Origin of the sequence: Kitasatospora sp. NBC_01302, assembly GCF_035976515.1 — a bacterium.
GTDB lineage: Bacteria > Actinomycetota > Actinomycetes > Streptomycetales > Streptomycetaceae > Kitasatospora.
In genome coordinates, this window is sequence record NZ_CP108404.1 from 3,255,126 (window position 1) to 3,271,055 (window position 15,930).

The 15,930-nt window shown below is 75.0% G+C and carries 10 protein-coding genes; 6 read left to right on the top strand and 4 right to left on the bottom strand.

Going from position 1 to position 15,930, the window contains the following annotated elements; translation table 11 throughout:
- Positions 1 to 131: 131 nt before the first annotated feature.
- The gene (gene pepN, locus OG294_RS13480) at positions 132 to 2,705 is read left to right on the top strand and encodes an aminopeptidase N (protein WP_327066726.1); all 2,574 of its coding nucleotides are present in this window, start codon (positions 132 to 134) and stop codon (positions 2,703 to 2,705) included.
- 79 nt (positions 2,706 to 2,784) lie between these two features.
- On the opposite strand, the gene OG294_RS13485 is transcribed toward pepN, so the two are convergent.
- Both OG294_RS13485 and OG294_RS13490 read right to left on the bottom strand, forming a co-directional pair.
- Complete coding sequence (locus OG294_RS13485) at positions 2,785 to 4,278, bottom strand: sensor histidine kinase (protein ID WP_327066727.1); 1,494 nt, start codon at positions 4,276 to 4,278, stop codon at positions 2,785 to 2,787.
- Positions 4,275 to 5,036, bottom strand: a complete 762-nt coding sequence (locus OG294_RS13490; protein WP_442789153.1) for a response regulator transcription factor — start codon at positions 5,034 to 5,036, stop codon at positions 4,275 to 4,277. The genes OG294_RS13485 and OG294_RS13490 overlap by 4 nt, the downstream gene beginning before the upstream one ends.
- A gap of 182 nt (positions 5,037 to 5,218) precedes the next feature.
- On the opposite strand from OG294_RS13490, the gene OG294_RS13495 reads away from it, so the two are divergent.
- The 4 genes from OG294_RS13495 to OG294_RS13510 all read left to right on the top strand — a co-directional run bounded on the left by OG294_RS13495 (position 5,219) and on the right by OG294_RS13510 (position 8,707).
- The gene (locus OG294_RS13495; RefSeq protein ID WP_442789154.1) at positions 5,219 to 6,601 is read left to right on the top strand and encodes a ferredoxin reductase family protein; all 1,383 of its coding nucleotides are present in this window, start codon (positions 5,219 to 5,221) and stop codon (positions 6,599 to 6,601) included.
- A 14-nt stretch (positions 6,602 to 6,615) separates the two neighbouring features.
- Complete coding sequence (locus tag OG294_RS13500) at positions 6,616 to 7,167, top strand: FMN-binding protein (RefSeq protein WP_327066729.1); 552 nt, start codon at positions 6,616 to 6,618, stop codon at positions 7,165 to 7,167.
- Complete coding sequence (locus tag OG294_RS13505; protein WP_327066730.1) at positions 7,167 to 7,949, top strand: FAD:protein FMN transferase; 783 nt, start codon at positions 7,167 to 7,169, stop codon at positions 7,947 to 7,949. The genes OG294_RS13500 and OG294_RS13505 overlap by 1 nt, the downstream gene beginning before the upstream one ends.
- 62 nt (positions 7,950 to 8,011) lie before the next feature.
- Positions 8,012 to 8,707 carry a VIT1/CCC1 transporter family protein gene (locus OG294_RS13510; RefSeq protein ID WP_327066731.1) on the top strand — a complete coding sequence of 232 codons (696 nt, stop codon included), beginning with the start codon at positions 8,012 to 8,014 and terminating at the stop codon, positions 8,705 to 8,707.
- Between the two features lie 95 nt (positions 8,708 to 8,802).
- On the opposite strand, the gene OG294_RS13515 is transcribed toward OG294_RS13510, so the two are convergent.
- Entirely contained in the window at positions 8,803 to 9,051 is a 249-nt protein-coding gene (locus OG294_RS13515) for a hypothetical protein (RefSeq protein WP_327066732.1), read from the bottom strand.
- A gap of 12 nt (positions 9,052 to 9,063) precedes the next feature.
- Positions 9,064 to 11,313, bottom strand: a complete 2,250-nt coding sequence (gene malQ / locus OG294_RS13520) for a 4-alpha-glucanotransferase (protein ID WP_442789155.1) — start codon at positions 11,311 to 11,313, stop codon at positions 9,064 to 9,066.
- A 349-nt stretch (positions 11,314 to 11,662) separates the two neighbouring features.
- On the opposite strand from malQ, the gene OG294_RS13525 reads away from it, so the two are divergent.
- Positions 11,663 to 15,877 (top strand): beta-N-acetylglucosaminidase domain-containing protein, encoded by a 4,215-nt coding sequence (locus OG294_RS13525; protein WP_327066733.1) that lies wholly within the window; start codon positions 11,663 to 11,665, stop codon positions 15,875 to 15,877.
- Positions 15,878 to 15,930 lie beyond the last annotated feature (53 nt).

Sequence of the window (15,930 nt, forward strand, 5' to 3'; positions counted from 1 at the left end):
GAGCTGACCGGACATCACGGTCGGTCCGTTCCGGGAGGGCAACCGGATTGCCCTCCCGGACAAAGCACTCGGGCTCCGCTCGGGCGGCGTGGGAGGATGCGCCCAAGAAGCCTGACGAAGGAGTCCTGCGAGTGCCTGGCACCAACTTGACCCGTGAGGAGGCCCGCACCCGAGCGGCTCTCCTCCATGTGGATGCGTACGACATCGAGCTCGACCTGAGCTCGGCCCGTGACAGTGCTACGTTCCGGTCCACCACCGTGGTCCGGTTCACGGCCGAGGAGCCCGGCGCCACCACCTTCATCGACCTGGTCGCCCCCGAGGTGCGCGAGATCGTGCTGAACGGCGAGCAGGTGGCACTGTCCGCCTTCGCCGACAGCCGGATCGCGCTGACCGGCCTGGCCGCCGAGAACGAGCTGCGGGTGGTCGCCGACTGCGCGTACACCAACACCGGTGAGGGCCTGCACCGGTTCGTCGACCCGGTGGACGGCGAGACCTACCTGTACAGCCAGTTCGAGGTGCCGGACGCCCGGCGGGTGTTCGCCTCCTTCGAGCAGCCCGACCTCAAGGCGAGCTTCACCTTCACCGTGACCGCTCCGCGCGGCTGGGTGGTCGTCTCCAACTCGCCCACCCCCCGGCCGAGTGGCGACGGCGACACCCAGGTCTGGTCGTTCTCCCCGACCGGCCGGATCTCCAGCTACATCACCGCCATCATCGCGGGCCCCTACGTCGGCGTCTTCGACTCGTTCACCGACGGCGACCAGGTCGTCCCGCTGGGCATCTACTGCCGCCCCTCGCTGCGGGAGTTCCTGGACGCCGAGGCGATCTTCGACGTCACCCGGCAGGGCTTCACGTACTTCCAGGAGAAGTTCGACTTCGCCTACCCGTTCGAGAAGTACGACCAGCTCTTCGTCCCGGAGTTCAACGCCGGCGCGATGGAGAACGCGGGCGCGGTCACCTTCCGCGACCAGTACGTCTTCCGCTCGAAGGTCACGGACGCCTCCTACGAGGCCCGTGCCACCACGATCCTGCACGAGCTGGCCCACATGTGGTTCGGCAACCTGGTCACCATGGAGTGGTGGAACGACCTCTGGCTCAACGAGTCGTTCGCCACCTACGCGGAGATGGTCTCGCTGGTCGAGCCGACCGGCACCAAGTGGCCCAACGGCTGGACCACCTTCGCCAACCAGATGAAGACCTGGGCCTACCGGCAGGACCAGCTGCCCTCCACCCATCCGATCATGGCCGAGATCAACGACCTGGAGGACGTCCAGGTCAACTTCGACGGCATCACCTACGCCAAGGGCGCCTCCGTCCTCAAGCAGCTGGTGGCCTACGTCGGCCAGGACGCCTTCTTCGAGGGCGTGCGCGCCTACTTCAAGCAGCACGCCTGGGGCAACACCACCCTCGCCGACCTGCTCGGCGCACTGGAGAAGGCCAGCGGGCGCGACCTGCGGGCCTGGTCCAAGGCCTGGCTGGAGACCGCCGGGATCAACATCCTGCGCCCCGAGATCGAGACCGACGCCGACGGCGTCATCACCTCCTTCGCGGTCCGCCAGGAGGCGCCCGCGCTGCCGGCCGGCGCCAAGGGCTCGGCCGCCCTGCGCCCGCACCGGATCGCCATCGGCTGCTACGAGCTCACCGAGGGCAAGCTGGTCCGCACCGACCGCGTCGAACTCGACGTGGACGGCGAGCTGACCGCGGTGCCGCAGCTGACCGGGCGCGCGCGTCCGTCCGTCGTCCTGCTCAACGACGACGACCTGTCCTACGCCAAGCTGCGCCTGGACGCCGACTCGCTCGCCGTGGTCACCGAGCACCTGGGTGCCTTCGCCGAGCCGCTGCCGCGCGCGCTGGTCTGGGCCGCCGCCTGGGACATGACCCGGGACGGCGAACTGCCCACCCGCGACTACCTCGCGCTCGCCGTCGCCGGCCTGCCGGAGGAGTCCGACATCGGCGTGGTCCAGTCGGTGCACCGCCAGGCCAAGCTCGCCCTCGAGCTCTACGCCGACCCCGCCTGGCGCGAGGAGGGCCTGCTCGTCTGGGCCGCCGCCACCGAGGAGCAGCTGCGTGCCGCCGCCCCCGGCAGCGACCACCAGCTCGCCTGGGCCAGGGCGCTGGCCGCCGTCGCCCGCACCGACGGTCAACTCGACCTGCTGGCGGGCCTGCTGGACGGTTCGGTCGAGCTGCAGGGCCTGGCCGTCGACACCGACCTGCGCTGGGAGCTGCTCATCCGCCTGGTCGCGGTCGGCCGCGCCGACGAGGCCGCCATCGAGGCGGAACTCGCCCGCGACAACACCGCCGCGGGCCAGGAGAAGGCCGCCACCTGCCGCGCCGCCCGCCCCACCGCGGACGCCAAGGCAGCCGCCTGGGCCTCGGTCGTCGACTCCGACACCCTGACCAACTACGTCCAGGACGCGGTCATCACCGGCTTCAACATCGCCGACCACCGCGAGCTGCTGGCGCCGTACACGGCACGGTACTTCGACGCGCTCATCGGCGTCTGGGAGACCCGCAGCCACGAGATCGCGCAGCAGATCATCGTGGGCCTCTACCCCAGCTACCAGGTCTCTCCCGCCACCCTGGAAGCCACCGACACCTGGCTCGCCACCGCCGACCCGGCCCCGGCCCTGGCCCGCCTGGTCATCGAGTCCCGCGCCGGCGTGGAGCGCGCCCTCAAGGCCCGCGAGGCGGACCGCGCGGCGGGCTGACGCCTGACGCCCGGCCTTGCCACAGCCGAGGGGCTGCCCTTCCTTCCGGAAGGGCAGCCCCTCGGTCTTTCCCGGGCCGCTACGGCAGCTCCAGCACGAACACCGCTCCCGGACCGTCGATCTGACGTAGCGTCAGCGAGCCGCCGTGGGCGGCGGCGATGGCGTGGGCGATGGCGAGGCCGAGGCCGGTGGTGCCGGTGGTGCGGGAGCGGGTGTGGTCGCCGCGGACGAAGCGGTCGAAGACGTGGGGGGCCAGGTCCGGGGGGATGCCGGGGCCGTCGTCGGTGACGGTGAGGCGGTGGCCGGCGAGTTGGAGGGTGACGGTGGTGCCGGGCGGGGTGTGGCGGTGGGCGTTGGCGAGGAGGTTGGCGAGGACCTGGCGCAGGCGGTCCTCGTCGCCGGTGACCAGGACGGGTTCGGCGGGCAGGTCCAGGCGCCAGTGGTGGGTGGTGGCGGCGGCGCGGGCGTCGTCGGTGCAGTCCAGGGCGAGGCGGGTGAGGTCGACCTCGGCGGCGGCGAGCGGGCGGCCGGCGTCCAGGCGGGCGAGCAGGAGCAGGTCGTCGACGATGGCGCCCATCCGGCGGGCCTCGGCCTCGACGCGTTCGAGGGCGTGCCGCACGGGCGGGGCGATCGGCTCGGGGTGGCGCAGGGCCAGTTCGGCGTGGCCGCGCACGGTGGCGACGGGGGTGCGCAGTTCGTGGCCGGCGTCGGCGGCGAAGGAGCGCAGGCGGTCCTCGACGGCGTGGCGCTGGGCGAGGGCGTCCTCGACGTGGCCGAGCATCCGGTTGAGGGCCAGGCCCACCCGGCCGGTCTCGGTGGCCGGATCGGCGGCGGTGCCCGGCACGCGTTCGGAGAGCACCACCTCGCCGCGGGCCAGCGGGAGCGCGCTCACCCGCTCGGCGGTCACCGCGATCCGGTCCAGCGGGCGCAGCGCCAGGCGCAGCCAGAGCACGCCGGCCAGGCCGGCGACGCCGAGCGCGGCGGCGAAGACGGTGGCCTCGACCAGGATCGCCTGGTGCACGGTGTCGGTCAGCGGGCGCAGCGGCAGGCCGGTGACGAGCACGTCGCCGTCCTGGCCGGCCACCGCGCGGACCCGGTAGGAACCGAGGTTGGCCAGCTCGACGGTGCGGGCGGGCCCGGCGACCGGCAGGGCGGCCAGGGTGCGCTGGCCGGCGGGGCCGAGCTTGACCAGGTCGTCGGTGTCGGCGGGGATGGTGCCGGCCTCCACACCCGCGTCGTCCGCGTCGCCGTCCACCACGCCGGCGGCGGTGACGCTGCCGTGCAGCAGCCGGGCGCCGAAGGTGCCGGGGGCCTGGGCGCGGGTGTCGCGCGGGTCCATGAGCTGGCCGGGGACGACGGCGCCGTGTTCGAGGCTGGCTGCGTAGCGGCCGCCGGTGTCGGAGAGCTGCTGGTCGAGGCGGACCAGCAGGTAGTGCTGGAGCGCGGTGGTGACCGCCAGGCCGACCCCGGCGAAGATCACCAGCAGCAGCGCGACCAGGCCCGTGATCAGCCGCGCCCGCAGGGTGCGCGGGCGCAGCGCGGACGGGCGCAGCCGCTGGGCGGGGCGGCTCACGGCGCGGCGGTGGCGGCGGTGGCGGCGGGCTTGAGCAGGTAACCGACCCCGCGGACGGTGTGGATCATCGGCGGCCGCCCGGCGTCGATCTTCTTGCGCAGGTAGCTGATGTACAGCTCCACCACGTGCGCCCGGCCGCCGAAGTCGTAGGACCAGACGGCCTCCAGCAGCTGGGCCTTGCTCAGCACCTGGCGCGGGTGGCTCATCAGGTAGCGCAGCAGCGCGTACTCGGTGGGGCTGAGCTCGACCGGGTCGCCGGCCCGGGTCACCTCGCGGGCCGACTCGACCAGCACCAGGTCCCCCACCACCAGCGCGTCCGGCGGCGGCGCGACGGGGGCGGGCTCGGCCCGGCGCAGCAGGCCGCGCAGCCGGACCACCACCTCGGCCAGGCTGAACGGCTTGGTCACGTAGTCGTCGCCGCCGGCCGTGATGCCGGCGATCCGGTCCTCGACGGCATCCCGGGCGGTGAGGAAGAGCACCCGGACCTCGGGGCGCTCGGCGTGGATCCGGGCGAGCACCGCCAGGCCGTCCAGGTCGGGCAGCATCATGTCGAGCACGACCGCGTCGGGGGCCCAGTCGAGCGCGGCGGCGACGGCCTGCTCGCCGGTCGCGGCGCCGCGTGCCTGCCAGCCCTCGTAACGCAGCGCGCCGCACAGGACCTCGATCAGATCGGGTTCGTCGTCGACAACCAGGATGCGGCGTGGGGTCATGAGGTCGTGGGGTCCGTTCGGGGGCGACGGGGGGACGGGCCTCCCCATTGTCGGGGAACGGGTCCAGTCTGCGGGGTCCCGATGAGAAGACGGTGAGATGTCTCAGTCAGGTGAACCGCCCTGACCTGCACAAATGCCCTGGAGCCCGGGTGTGGACGGTTCGGGATCAGAGGGAATTGAGAGCTTTTCCTGGCACTGTGGCCAAGCCCGTAGCACGAGGAGAACAGCTTGTGAGCACCGCCACCCACCGCCGCACCCGGCAGGCCGCGCCCACGGAGGACCAGCCCCGCGAGCTGCCGGGAGTGGGCCTGATCCTGGCAGCCCTGGTGCCGGCCCTGATCGCGGCGGGCGCGCTGGGCATCCTGGCGCTCTGGTGGCGGGACACCTACGCCGTGACCGGGGCCGACCAGTGGCTGACCGGCGCGGCACGGATCACCGGACTGCTGGCGGGGTACGCGGCGCCGGTGCTGCTCCTGCTGATGGCCCGGATCCCGGTGCTGGAGCGCGAGGTGGGCGCCGACCGGCTGGCCCGCTGGCACGCGCTGGGCGGCCGCTACCTGGTGGGCCTGGTCACCGCGCACGTGCTGACGGTGACCTGGGGCTACGCGCTGACGGCGCACCGCGGGGTGCTCCCGGAGGGCGTCCAACTGGTCTTCCACTACCCGGAGATGCTCAAGGCGACCATCGGCACCCTGCTGATGCTGGGCACCGGCGCCGTCTCGGCGCGGGCGGCGCGCCGCCGGCTGAGTTACGAGGCCTGGTACTACCTGCACCTGGCGACCTACCTGGCGATCGCGCTGGCCTTCGCCCACCAGTTGGCCAACGGCGCCGACCTGGCCGAGGGCGTGGGGCTGCTCGGCTGGTGGGGGCTCTACCTGGGGTCCTTCGCCCTGCTCGGCTGGTACCGGCTGGCGGTGCCGTTCCTGCGCGACCGGCGGCACCGGCTGCGGGTCGCCGAGGTGCGGCCGGAGGCGCCCGGCGTGGTGTCGGTCTTCCTGACCGGCGAGCGGCTGGACGAACTGCGGTGCCGCCCCGGCCAGTTCTTCCGGCTCCAGTTCCTGGCGCCGGGCCTGCGCTGGGCGGCCAACCCGTACTCGCTCTCCGCGCCGCCGCACCCGCGCTTCCTGCGGTTCACGGTGAAGGACCTCGGCGGGCACAGTGCGGCGGTGGCCGCGCTGCAACCGGGCGTACGGGTGCGCACCGAGGGCCCGTACGGCGCGTTCACGGCGCGCCGGGGCGGCGCGCGGCCGGTGCTGCTGATCGCGGCGGGCGTCGGGATCACCCCGATCCGGGCGCTCTTCGAGACGGTCCCGGCCCGCCCCGGCGAGCTGACCCTGCTCTACCGGGCCCGACGGGCCGAGGACCTGATCTTCCGCGAGGAGCTGGAGGAGGTGGCGGCGCGGCGACGGGCCCGGCTGGCCTTCCTGGTCGGCAGCCGGGCGGAGCTGGACGATCCGTTCACGGCGGCCCGGCTGACCCGGACGGTACCGCGGCTGACCGGGCACGAGGTCTACGTGTGCGGGCCGGACGGGTTCACCGCGGCGACGATCCGGGAGCTGCGGGCGGCGGGGGTGCCGCGCCACCGGATCCACCACGAGTCCTTCGTCTTCTGAGTCTGCTGAACCCATTGAGCCTGCTGAACCTGCTGAACCTGCTGAACCTGAGTCTGCTGAAGGAGCACCGGCTGATGCGCCGAACCATCGTCACCACCGCGGCCACGGCGGCCGGGGTCGTGCTGCTGCTCTCCCTCAAGCCGCACGGGAGTACGTCGGCGCAGAGCACGCCGGTGATCTCCTCCGACACCGGAGCGACGGTCGCCCCCGACCAGCCGTCGAACGGAACGTCGACCGGACCGACTTCCAGTGCAAGCGCGGCCCCCAACGCGAGCGCGGGCGCCGCCACCAGGACCGTCACCGGCAGCGCCATCGACACCCGCTACGGCCCGGTCCAGGTCAGGATCACCCTCACCGGCGGCAAGCTCAGCAAGGTCGACGTCCTGCAGTACCCCTCGGACACCAACCGCGACGAGGAGATCAACAGCTACGCGCTGCCCCAGCTGAACCAGGAGGCGATCGCCGCCGGCAGCGCCCGGATCGACGCGGTCTCCGGCGCCACCTACACCAGCCAGGGCTACACCCGCTCCCTGCAGAGCGCACTCGACCAGGCCGGCACGCACTGATGCTGCGGCACGCCGAGGCGGCGATGGGCACGGTCTTCTCCTTCGCGGTGCGCGACGCGGAACCGGGGCGGCCCGGCATCCTGGGCCCCGCGCTCGCCGAGCTGCACCGCCTGGACGCGCTCTTCTCCCCCTACCTGCCGCACAGCCAGCTCAGCCGGCTGGCCCGCGGCGAGCTGACCCTCGCCCAGTGCGACCCGCTGGTCGGCGAGGCGCTGGAGCACTGCGCGGCGGTCGCGGCCGAGACCGGCGGCTGGTTCACCGCACGACCCGGCGGGCGGCTCGACCCCTCCGGCTGGGTGAAGGGCTGGGCCGTCGAACGGGCCTCCGACCTGCTGCTCGAGGCCGGCTACCGGCACCACAGCGTGACCGGCGGCGGCGACGTGCAGGCCAGCGGCGAGGCGGCGCCCGGGCAGCCGTGGCGGGTGGGCGTGGCGGACCCGGACCGTACGGGGTTCCTGGCGGCCGTCATCGCACAGCGGTCCGACCAGGGCGAGCACGCGGCAGGCTTCGCCGTCGCCACCTCGGGCACCGCCGAGCGCGGCGGGCACATCGTGGACCCCAAGCACGGCGGCCCGGCCCGCGGGCTGCGCTCGCTGACCCTGATCGGCCGGCGCCTGGCCCGCACCGACGCCTACGCCACGGCGGCCTTCGCGATGGGCCCGCTGCGGGCGCTGGACTGGGTGACGGCCCAGGACGGCTACGAGGCGCTGGCAGTGCTGCCCGACGGCCGCCGGCTCGGCACCCCCGGCCTGGGCGGCTACCTGGTCGACGCCGAGGGCTGATCCGACACGCCGCCGACCGCCGGGTCGGTGCGCCGCCGCACCCCGGCTGGCGACACTGGAGCGTGGACGAGAGCCGAAACGGCGCCCTGGGGACCAGGCTGAACTGGCTGCGCGCCGCGGTGCTCGGCGCCAACGACGGCATCGTGTCGACCGCCGGCCTGGTGGTCGGCGTCGCGGGGGCGACCTCGTCCTCCGACGCCCTGCTGACCGCGGGCCTGGCCGGCCTGCTGGCGGGGTCGCTCTCGATGGCCTCCGGCGAGTACGTCTCGGTGAGCGCCCAACGCGACTCCGAGCAGGCCGCGCTCGCCTACGAGGAGCGCGAGCTGGCCGAGCAGCCGGAGGAGGAACTCGACGAGCTGACCGGGCTGTTGGTGGACCGCGGGCTGACCCGCGAGGTGGCCAGGGAGGTCGCCGAGCAACTCACCGCGCGGGACGCGCTGACCGCGCACGCCCGGGTCGAGCTGGGCATCGACCCCGAGCAGATCGTCAATCCCTGGCACGCGGCCTGGGCCAGCTTCCTGTCCTTCACGGTGGGCGCGCTGCTGCCGCTGCTGGCGATCGTGCTGCCGCCGGTGGCGCTGCGGGTGCCGGTGACGGTCCTGGCGGTGCTCTGCGCGCTGCTGCTCACCGGCTGGACGAGCGCCCGGCTCGGCGAGGCGCCGCTGCGGCCCTCGGTGCTGCGCAACGTGCTGGGCGGCGGCCTGGCGATGGCGGTGGCCTACGCGGCCGGCGCACTGCTGGGCGCGGCGGGGGTCTGACCGGGCCGTTCACCGGCGGCACGGGAACCGGGCGGCAGCCACACGTCCGCCCCGCCGACCGGCGACGGTCGGCGGGGCGGACGGGACGGTACGGGTTACTTCTTCTTGGCCTTGGCCTTGTTGCCGCTGGAGGTGCCCAGCACGACCAGGCCGGCGATGATCGCGAACAGCACGATCGGCGTCGCGACGAACAGGCCGAGGGACTGGGCGACGCTCAGGCTCGCCTGCTCCTCGGTCCCGGTCCCGGTCGCGGCGAAGGCCGGCGACGACAGCAGCATCATCAGCGTGGCCGCCGCGGAGACCGCACCGGCGCGCATAGCGTTCCTCTTGTCCACGTTCCTCAAGGTACCGGCCCTTTACTGGGGGTCGCTCGGCGGGGTCGGCCTTCCGAGTTCACCCGTCGCCGCACGCCCGGGCAGCCCCGCCCGCCGCTGGGCCCGCCAGGCCGCCAGCCCCTCGCGCAGCAGTCCGCCCAGCTCGGCGGCACCGGCTCCGGCGGCCAGCCGCTCCAGGGTGACGGGGGTTCCGGTGCCGTCCGCCACGGGCAGTCGCCAGTTCGGGTACTGGTCCCAGGTACCGGGCAGGTTCTGCGGCCGCGGATCGCCGACCGTGTCGGGCAGCCAGAGGCCGACCAGCTCGGCCGGTGTGGCCAGCAGGAACCGGTAGAGCGCGGCCGCATCGAGCTCGGCACCCTCGGCCAGCAGGCCGAGCCGGGTCAGCTCGGCCCGCCAGTCGGCCAGCTCGCCCGCCGCGGCCTGCTCCTCCTCGACCAATGGCCTTGCGAGCAGGCCGAGTTGGTGACGCAGTCGGACGTGATCGCCGGACAGCCGGGCGGCGGTGCTCGGCAGGTCGTGGGTGGTCAGGGTGGCCAGGCAGCCGGGTCGCCAGTGCTCGGGCACCAGCGGCGCGCCCTTGGCGCCCTCCTTGCCGGTCCAGTCCCGTTCGAACCAGAGCACCGAGGTGCCCAGCACGCCGCGCGCCGTCAGCTCCTCGCGCACCCCGGGCTCGACCGTGCCGAGGTCCTCGCCGATCACCGCGGTGCCGGCCCGGTGCGCCTCCAGGGCGAGCACGCCGAGCATCGCCGCGGCGTCGTAGCGCACGTAGGCGCCCTCGGTGGGCGGGCGGCCCTCGGGCACCCACCAGAGCCGGAACAGACCCATCACGTGGTCGATCCGGATCGCCCCCGCATGCCGGGCGGCGGCGCGCAGCAGCTCGGCGTACGGGGCGTAGCCGGCGGCGGCCAGCGCGTCGGGGCGCCAGGGCGGCAGGCCCCAGTCCTGGCCGTGCGCGTTGAAGGCGTCCGGCGGGGCGCCGACCGCGATGCCGGCGGCCAGGTGGTCCTGCAGCACCCAGGCGTCGGCGCCGTCGGGATGGGCGCCGATCGCCAGGTCGTGGATCAGGCCGAGCGCCATGCCGGCCGCTTCGGCGGCCCGCTGGGCGGCGCCGAGCTGCTCGTCCAGCTGCCAGCAGAGCCAGCGGTGGAACGCGACGGCCCCGGCCAGCTCGGCGCGGGCGGCGGCTACCTGGGGCGAGTCGGGGTGGCGCAGGCCGTGCGGCCAGTGCCGCCAGTCGCTGCCGTGCACCTCGGCCAGCGCGTTCCAGGTGGCATAGCGCTCCAGCCAGCGGCCCTCGCGCCGGACGTAGGCCTGGTAGGCGGCCTCCCGGCCCGGGCCGCGCGGGACGGCGTGCAGCAGTTCGAGCGCCGCGCGCTTGACCGTCCACACCGCGTCCCGGTCGATCAGTCCGTCGTGCGCCAGCACCTCGGCGCGCAGCCGGGCGCCGCGCTGCGCCAGCTCGTCCAGCGCGGCCCGGTCGGCCGCCTCGACGTACGCGTACTCGGGCACCGCCTCGATGCGCAGGTGGACCGGGTCGGCGAAGCGCCGCGAGGAGGGGCGGTAGGGCGAGGGGTCGGAGGGGACGGTGGGCAGCGCCGCGTGCAGCGGGTTGATCTGGACGAAGTCCGCGCCGAGCGTGCCGCCCGACCACTGGACGAGTTCGGTCAGGTCGCCGAGGTCGCCCATGCCCCAGGAGCGTTCGGAGAGCACCGAGTAGAGCTGGGCCAGCAGCCCCCAGCCGCGCCCGGGCAGCGCGGCCAGCCGCTCGGGGGCCACGATCAGGGTGGCGGACTCGGCGCGCCCGGCCAGGTCGAGGTGCAGGGTGTGCCGGCCGAGCGGCAGGTCGGCCGGCAGCCAGTGCGCCCGGGCCGAGGGCAGCTGCCACTCGCCGCCGTCCTCCAGCGCGATCCGCAGCCGGGTGGCGGCGGGCACGTCCAGCGCGGTGCGGCGGCCGGCCCGCACCACCAGGCAGGGCGGCAGCAGCCGGGCTGCGGCGGCGGCCCGGTGCGCGGCCAGCTCCCGCTCGACGGCCTGCGGGCTGCTCGCGTCCACGCCCAGCGCGCCGAGCACGGCGATCAGGGTGGCGGCGCCGACCTGGACCGGCTCGCCCTCGCCGGGGTCGTAGCTGCTGTCCACGCCGTGCGCGTGGGCCAGCGCGATCAGCGCGGGACCGGGGGTCTCCTCGCCCGCCTCCGCGCTGTCCGTATGGTCCGGTACCGGCCCTGAGGAGGCGTCACTGTTCTCGTCATGGTGGTCGAGATAGGCGGCCAACACGGTCTCCCTGAGGTTCGAGGACAACTGCGCGGTGCGGTACGGCTGCTGCGGCCGGGTGAGCGTCAGTCAGGCTCCACTCCTACCCGGCCCGCCCGGCCACCATCCGCAACGGCGCGCCGGAGGCGGGGGCGCGGCGGCGCGGCGAGCGCCGCCGCCCGAGCATGCGACACGCGCGACAAAATGGGATGGAACGGTCATCGGACCGGCTCGCGTTGACAGTGCACATGCGCACCTGGTGGGCTGTGGCAGCGAGGGCTGGCGTGTCGGTCGGGGGGCCGTGGGGCAGTCGTCGCACGCCCGTCGATCACCCCGTTCGGCCGATTGCCCCGGTCGCGAGGAGGCCCCCGTGCAGACCCGTGTGTCCGCAGCCGCCGGGCGGCGATTGCGGCAGCAGCTCGAAGCCAGCCCGGTTCTGCGCGAGGTCCTGCAGCATCCCGCCGTCCATGTCACCCGTCGAGCCACCGCTCGCACCGCCCGCCTGGTCGCGCCGCGCACGGCGGACCGGCTGATCTCCGACCTGAAGGGCACCGAGCCGCTGCTCGCCGCCGTCCGGGCCGAGCGCGAGGCGCAGCCCACCGGACGCACCGTCAGCGGCACCGGCACGGCGCACCCCGAGGCGCTCTCGCACCGCAGGGCCGCGCTGCGGATCGCCGCCACCCTCTCGGCCGCCGCCGTGATCGGCGCGCTGGCCACCGCCGTCCCGGCCGGGGCGGCCACCGCACAGCCGGCGTCCTACGCGGTCAGCAGCACTCCGGTGCCCACCCCGCTCGGCAGCCTGACCGACCCTCAGGTCTTCCCGCGCCCGCAGCAGCTCCAGCAGTCCGGCAAGCCGGTGACGGTCCCCGCGGACGTGACCCTGGTGGCGGGCGCCCAGGCGGATCCGGGCGCGCTGGCGGCCGTGCGCGAGGTGCTGATCGAGGCGGGCGCCACCAGCCTGGTCACCCCGCTGGCCGCCGCCCCCACCCCCGCGCCCGGCTCGCTGGTGGTCTACGTCGGCGGCGCCGAGGAGCAGCCCGACCCGGCCGCCGCCCAGGTGCTGCAGACGCTCGGCGGCGGCGCCCCGGACGGGCTGCCGGACGGCGGCTACGCGCTGGCGACCGGTCAGCTGCCCACCCCGGGCGGCAGCTACGGCGCGGTGGTGCTCGCCGGCGTGGACGCCACCGGCACCTTCTACGCCGCGCAGAGCCTGCGCCAGCTGCTCACCGCCGTCCCGGCCGGCCAGGGCCAGGGGCCCGGCAGTTACGGCTTCCCCGGCCTGACGCTGCGCGACTGGCCCACCGGGTCACCGGTGCGCGGCACCGCCGAGAGCTTCTACGGCACCCCGTGGACCACCGCCCAGCGCCTCGACCTGCTCGACTTCCTGGGCCGGACCAAGCAGAACTTCTACCTCTACTCCCCCGGTGACGACCCGTACCGCCAGGACCTGTGGCGCGACCCCTACCCCGCCGCGCAGCAGCACGACCTGCGCACGCTGGCCGAGCGGGCCAAGACCGACCACGTCACCCTCGGCTACGCGATCTCCCCCAGCCAGAACTTCTGCTACAGCTCGGGCAAGGACGTGGACGCGCTGGTGGCCAAGCTGTCGGCCATGCGCGACCTGGGCTTCGGCGCCTTCCAGCTGCAGTTCGACGACGTCAGCTACGACGAGTGGCACTGCTCGGCCGACGAGGACGAATTCGGCACCGGCCCGGCCGCCGCCGCCAAGGCGCAGGCCAAGCTGGCCGCGGCCGTGCAGCAGCGGCTGATCGACCAGCACCAGGACCTGGCCGCGCTCTCGATCGTCCCGACCGAGTTCCACCAGCAGGGCAGCAGCCCCTACCGCACCGCGCTGGCCGCCGCGCTGCCGAAGGCCGTCCAGGTGGCCTGGAGCGGGGTGGGGGTGATCCCGGGCAAGATCACGGCCGGTCAGACCACCGACACCGCGGCGCTCTTCGGCCACCCGCTGGTCACCATGGACAACTACCCGGTCAACGACTCGACCCCCGACCGGCTCTTCCTCGGCCCCTACACCGGGCGCGACCCCGAGGTGGCCGCCCGCTCGGCGATGCTGCTGACGGCGGGCATGCAGCAGGCCGCCGCCTCGCAGCTGCCGCTGGCCACCGCCGCGGACTACGCCTGGAACCCCACCGGCTACCGGTCCGACGCCTCCTGGCAGTACGCGCTGCGCACCCTGGCCGCCGAGACGGTGCCCGGCAGCGCGGCGGACGCGGGCACCGGACCGGCGCTGGCCGCGCTCACCGCGCTGGCGGGCAACAGCTCCTCCTCCCCGCTGTCCGCCCAGGAGTCCGGCTACCTGACCCCGCTGATCGACGCGTTCTGGGCGGCCCTGCAGCCCACCGGCGGCGGCAGCACCGACCTGGCCAGGCTCCAGCAGGCCGCCGACCCGCTGCGGGCCGCCTTCACCACCATGGCCGGCGCCCTGGACGCGCTGCGCGGCACCGACAACCAGGCGGGCCCCGGCATGGCCGGCAACACCCTGACCCAGGAGACCGGTCCGTGGCTGTCCCGGCTGGGCCTGTACGGACGGGCCGGCCAGGCGGCGCTGGACATGCTGCTGGCCCAGCACCGCGGCGACGGCGCGGCGGCCTGGCAGGCCAGGGTCAAGCTGCGCGCGCTGCGCACCCAGCTCGGCCAGGGTGCGGTCACCGTGGGCGCCGGGGTGCTCGACCCCTTCCTGGACCGGGCCACCCGGGCCGCCGACACCTGGTCGGGGGTGAGCGCGGGCAGCCTGACGCCGACCAGCACCATGGGCACCGCCGGCGACCACCCGCCGGCCCTGATGACCGACTCCTCGCCGGACACCTTCTACTGGAGCGCGGCCCCGCCGCAGCCCGGCGACGCCATCGGCGTGAACCTGGGCGACGGGCGTCCGGTGGGCAGCGTGACCGTCACCATGGGGTCGGCCGACAGCGCCGCCGCCGGGAGCGCCAGCGCCGACAGCGACACCGCCGCGGCGGTCGACGACTACCTGCACGACGGGGTGCTCGAGTACACCACCGGCGACGGCGTCTGGCACCAGCTGATGGCGGTGCACCAGCAGAAGACCGTCACCGCCCAGCTGCCCGGCGGCGCGGTGGTCAAGGCGATCCGGCTGCGCGCCACCAAGACGCAGCAGACGGCCGTCGCGGTGCGCGACTTCAGCGTGACCGCACCGGGCAGCGCCCAGATCACCGTGGTCGGCGGGCCGCCCGCGGCGGCCGGCTCCTCGGCCTCCGCCGTGCTGGACGGCGACCCGGACACCGCCTACCGGGCGGCGTCCGCACCGACCGCCGCCGACGCCCCGCTCACCGTCGAGCTCGGCACGCTGCGCCCGCTGGACCGGCTCACCGTGCTGACCGACCCGACCGTGAACGCCACCGCCACCGTCGCGGTGCGCAAGGAGGACGGCAGCTGGAGCGACATCGGCACCCTGCACCCCGGTTACAACGAGCTGCCGGCCGGCGGCCAGCAGGCCGACGCGGTGCGGCTGACCTGGCAGCCGGGCGGCGACGCGCCGGTGGTCAACCAGATCGTGCCCTGGTACGCGGACACCCCGGTGGCCCGCCTCTCGCTGGCCGACCAGTCGCTCGACGTGATCGCCGGAGCGACGGCGCCCGCGCAGACCCAGGCCGTGGTGGACGCGCTGCGCCCCGACGGCGCCACCGGGGAGATCCGGGCCGCGGCGCCCTCCGGGGTGGCCGGTATCACCGTCTCCCCCGCGCCCGCGCCCGGCCAGCCCGGCTCGCCGGTCGGCGTGCCGCGCGGCGGGCGGGCCAGCACCCCGGTGCAGATCACCGCGGCGGCCACCACCCCGCCGGGGACCTACCAGGTGCCGGTGGACTTCGTGGCCGGCTCGGCGACGATCGAGCAGACCCTGCGGGTGCACGTGGTGCCGCCGACCGGCGGCCCGGACCTGGCGCCGACCGCGACGGCGAGCTCCTCGGGCGACGAGGCGGCGAAGTTCCCGGCCTCGGCCGTCAACGACGGCAACCCGGCCACCCGCTGGTCCTCCCCCGCGGTGGACGACGCCTGGGTGCAGCTGAAGCTGCCGCAGGCCACCCACCTGGGCGAGGCGGTGCTGCACTGGCAGGACGCCTACGCCAGCGCCTACCAGCTGCAGAGCTCCCAGGACGGCGTCACCTGGACCACGGTGGCCACCGTCACCAGTGGCCACGGCGGCACCGAGACCATCCGATTCGACGCACCCGACGCGGTGTACCTGCGGATGCAGGGGGTCGGCCGGGCCACCAAGTACGGCTACTCGCTGTACGGGATCGAGCTGTACGCGGTCGCCGACCAGTCGGGCGGCACCGGCCCGGCGCCGACGGCGCCCCCGGTGGGCGTGCCGGTGCCGACCCCGACGCCCAGCGGGGTGCCGAGCGCGCCGCCGAGCCCGGGCGGCGGGCTGCCGACGCCCCCGGTGGCGGTGCCGAGCCCGTCCACCGCTGCGCCCACGCCGTCCACCGCCCCCACGCCGACGCCCAGTGCGCAGCCCAGCGGCTCCCCGGCCCCGCAGCCCAGCGGTTCCCCGGGCGCGGGCCCCTCGCCGAGCCCGAGCGGGACGGCTGCTCAGCCGCACTGAGCCGGCGGCGCCGAGCCCCGGTCAGGGGCCCGCCGCTGCCCCGGGACAGCGGC

Coding starts and splice junctions, on each gene's coding strand:
- OG294_RS13490 (WP_442789153.1), bottom strand. CDS start 5,036: ATGGGGAGGCCCGTCCCCCCGTCGCCCCCGAACGGACCCCACGACCTC.
- OG294_RS13505 (WP_327066730.1), top strand. CDS start 7,167: ATGCTGCGGCACGCCGAGGCGGCGATGGGCACGGTCTTCTCCTTCGCG.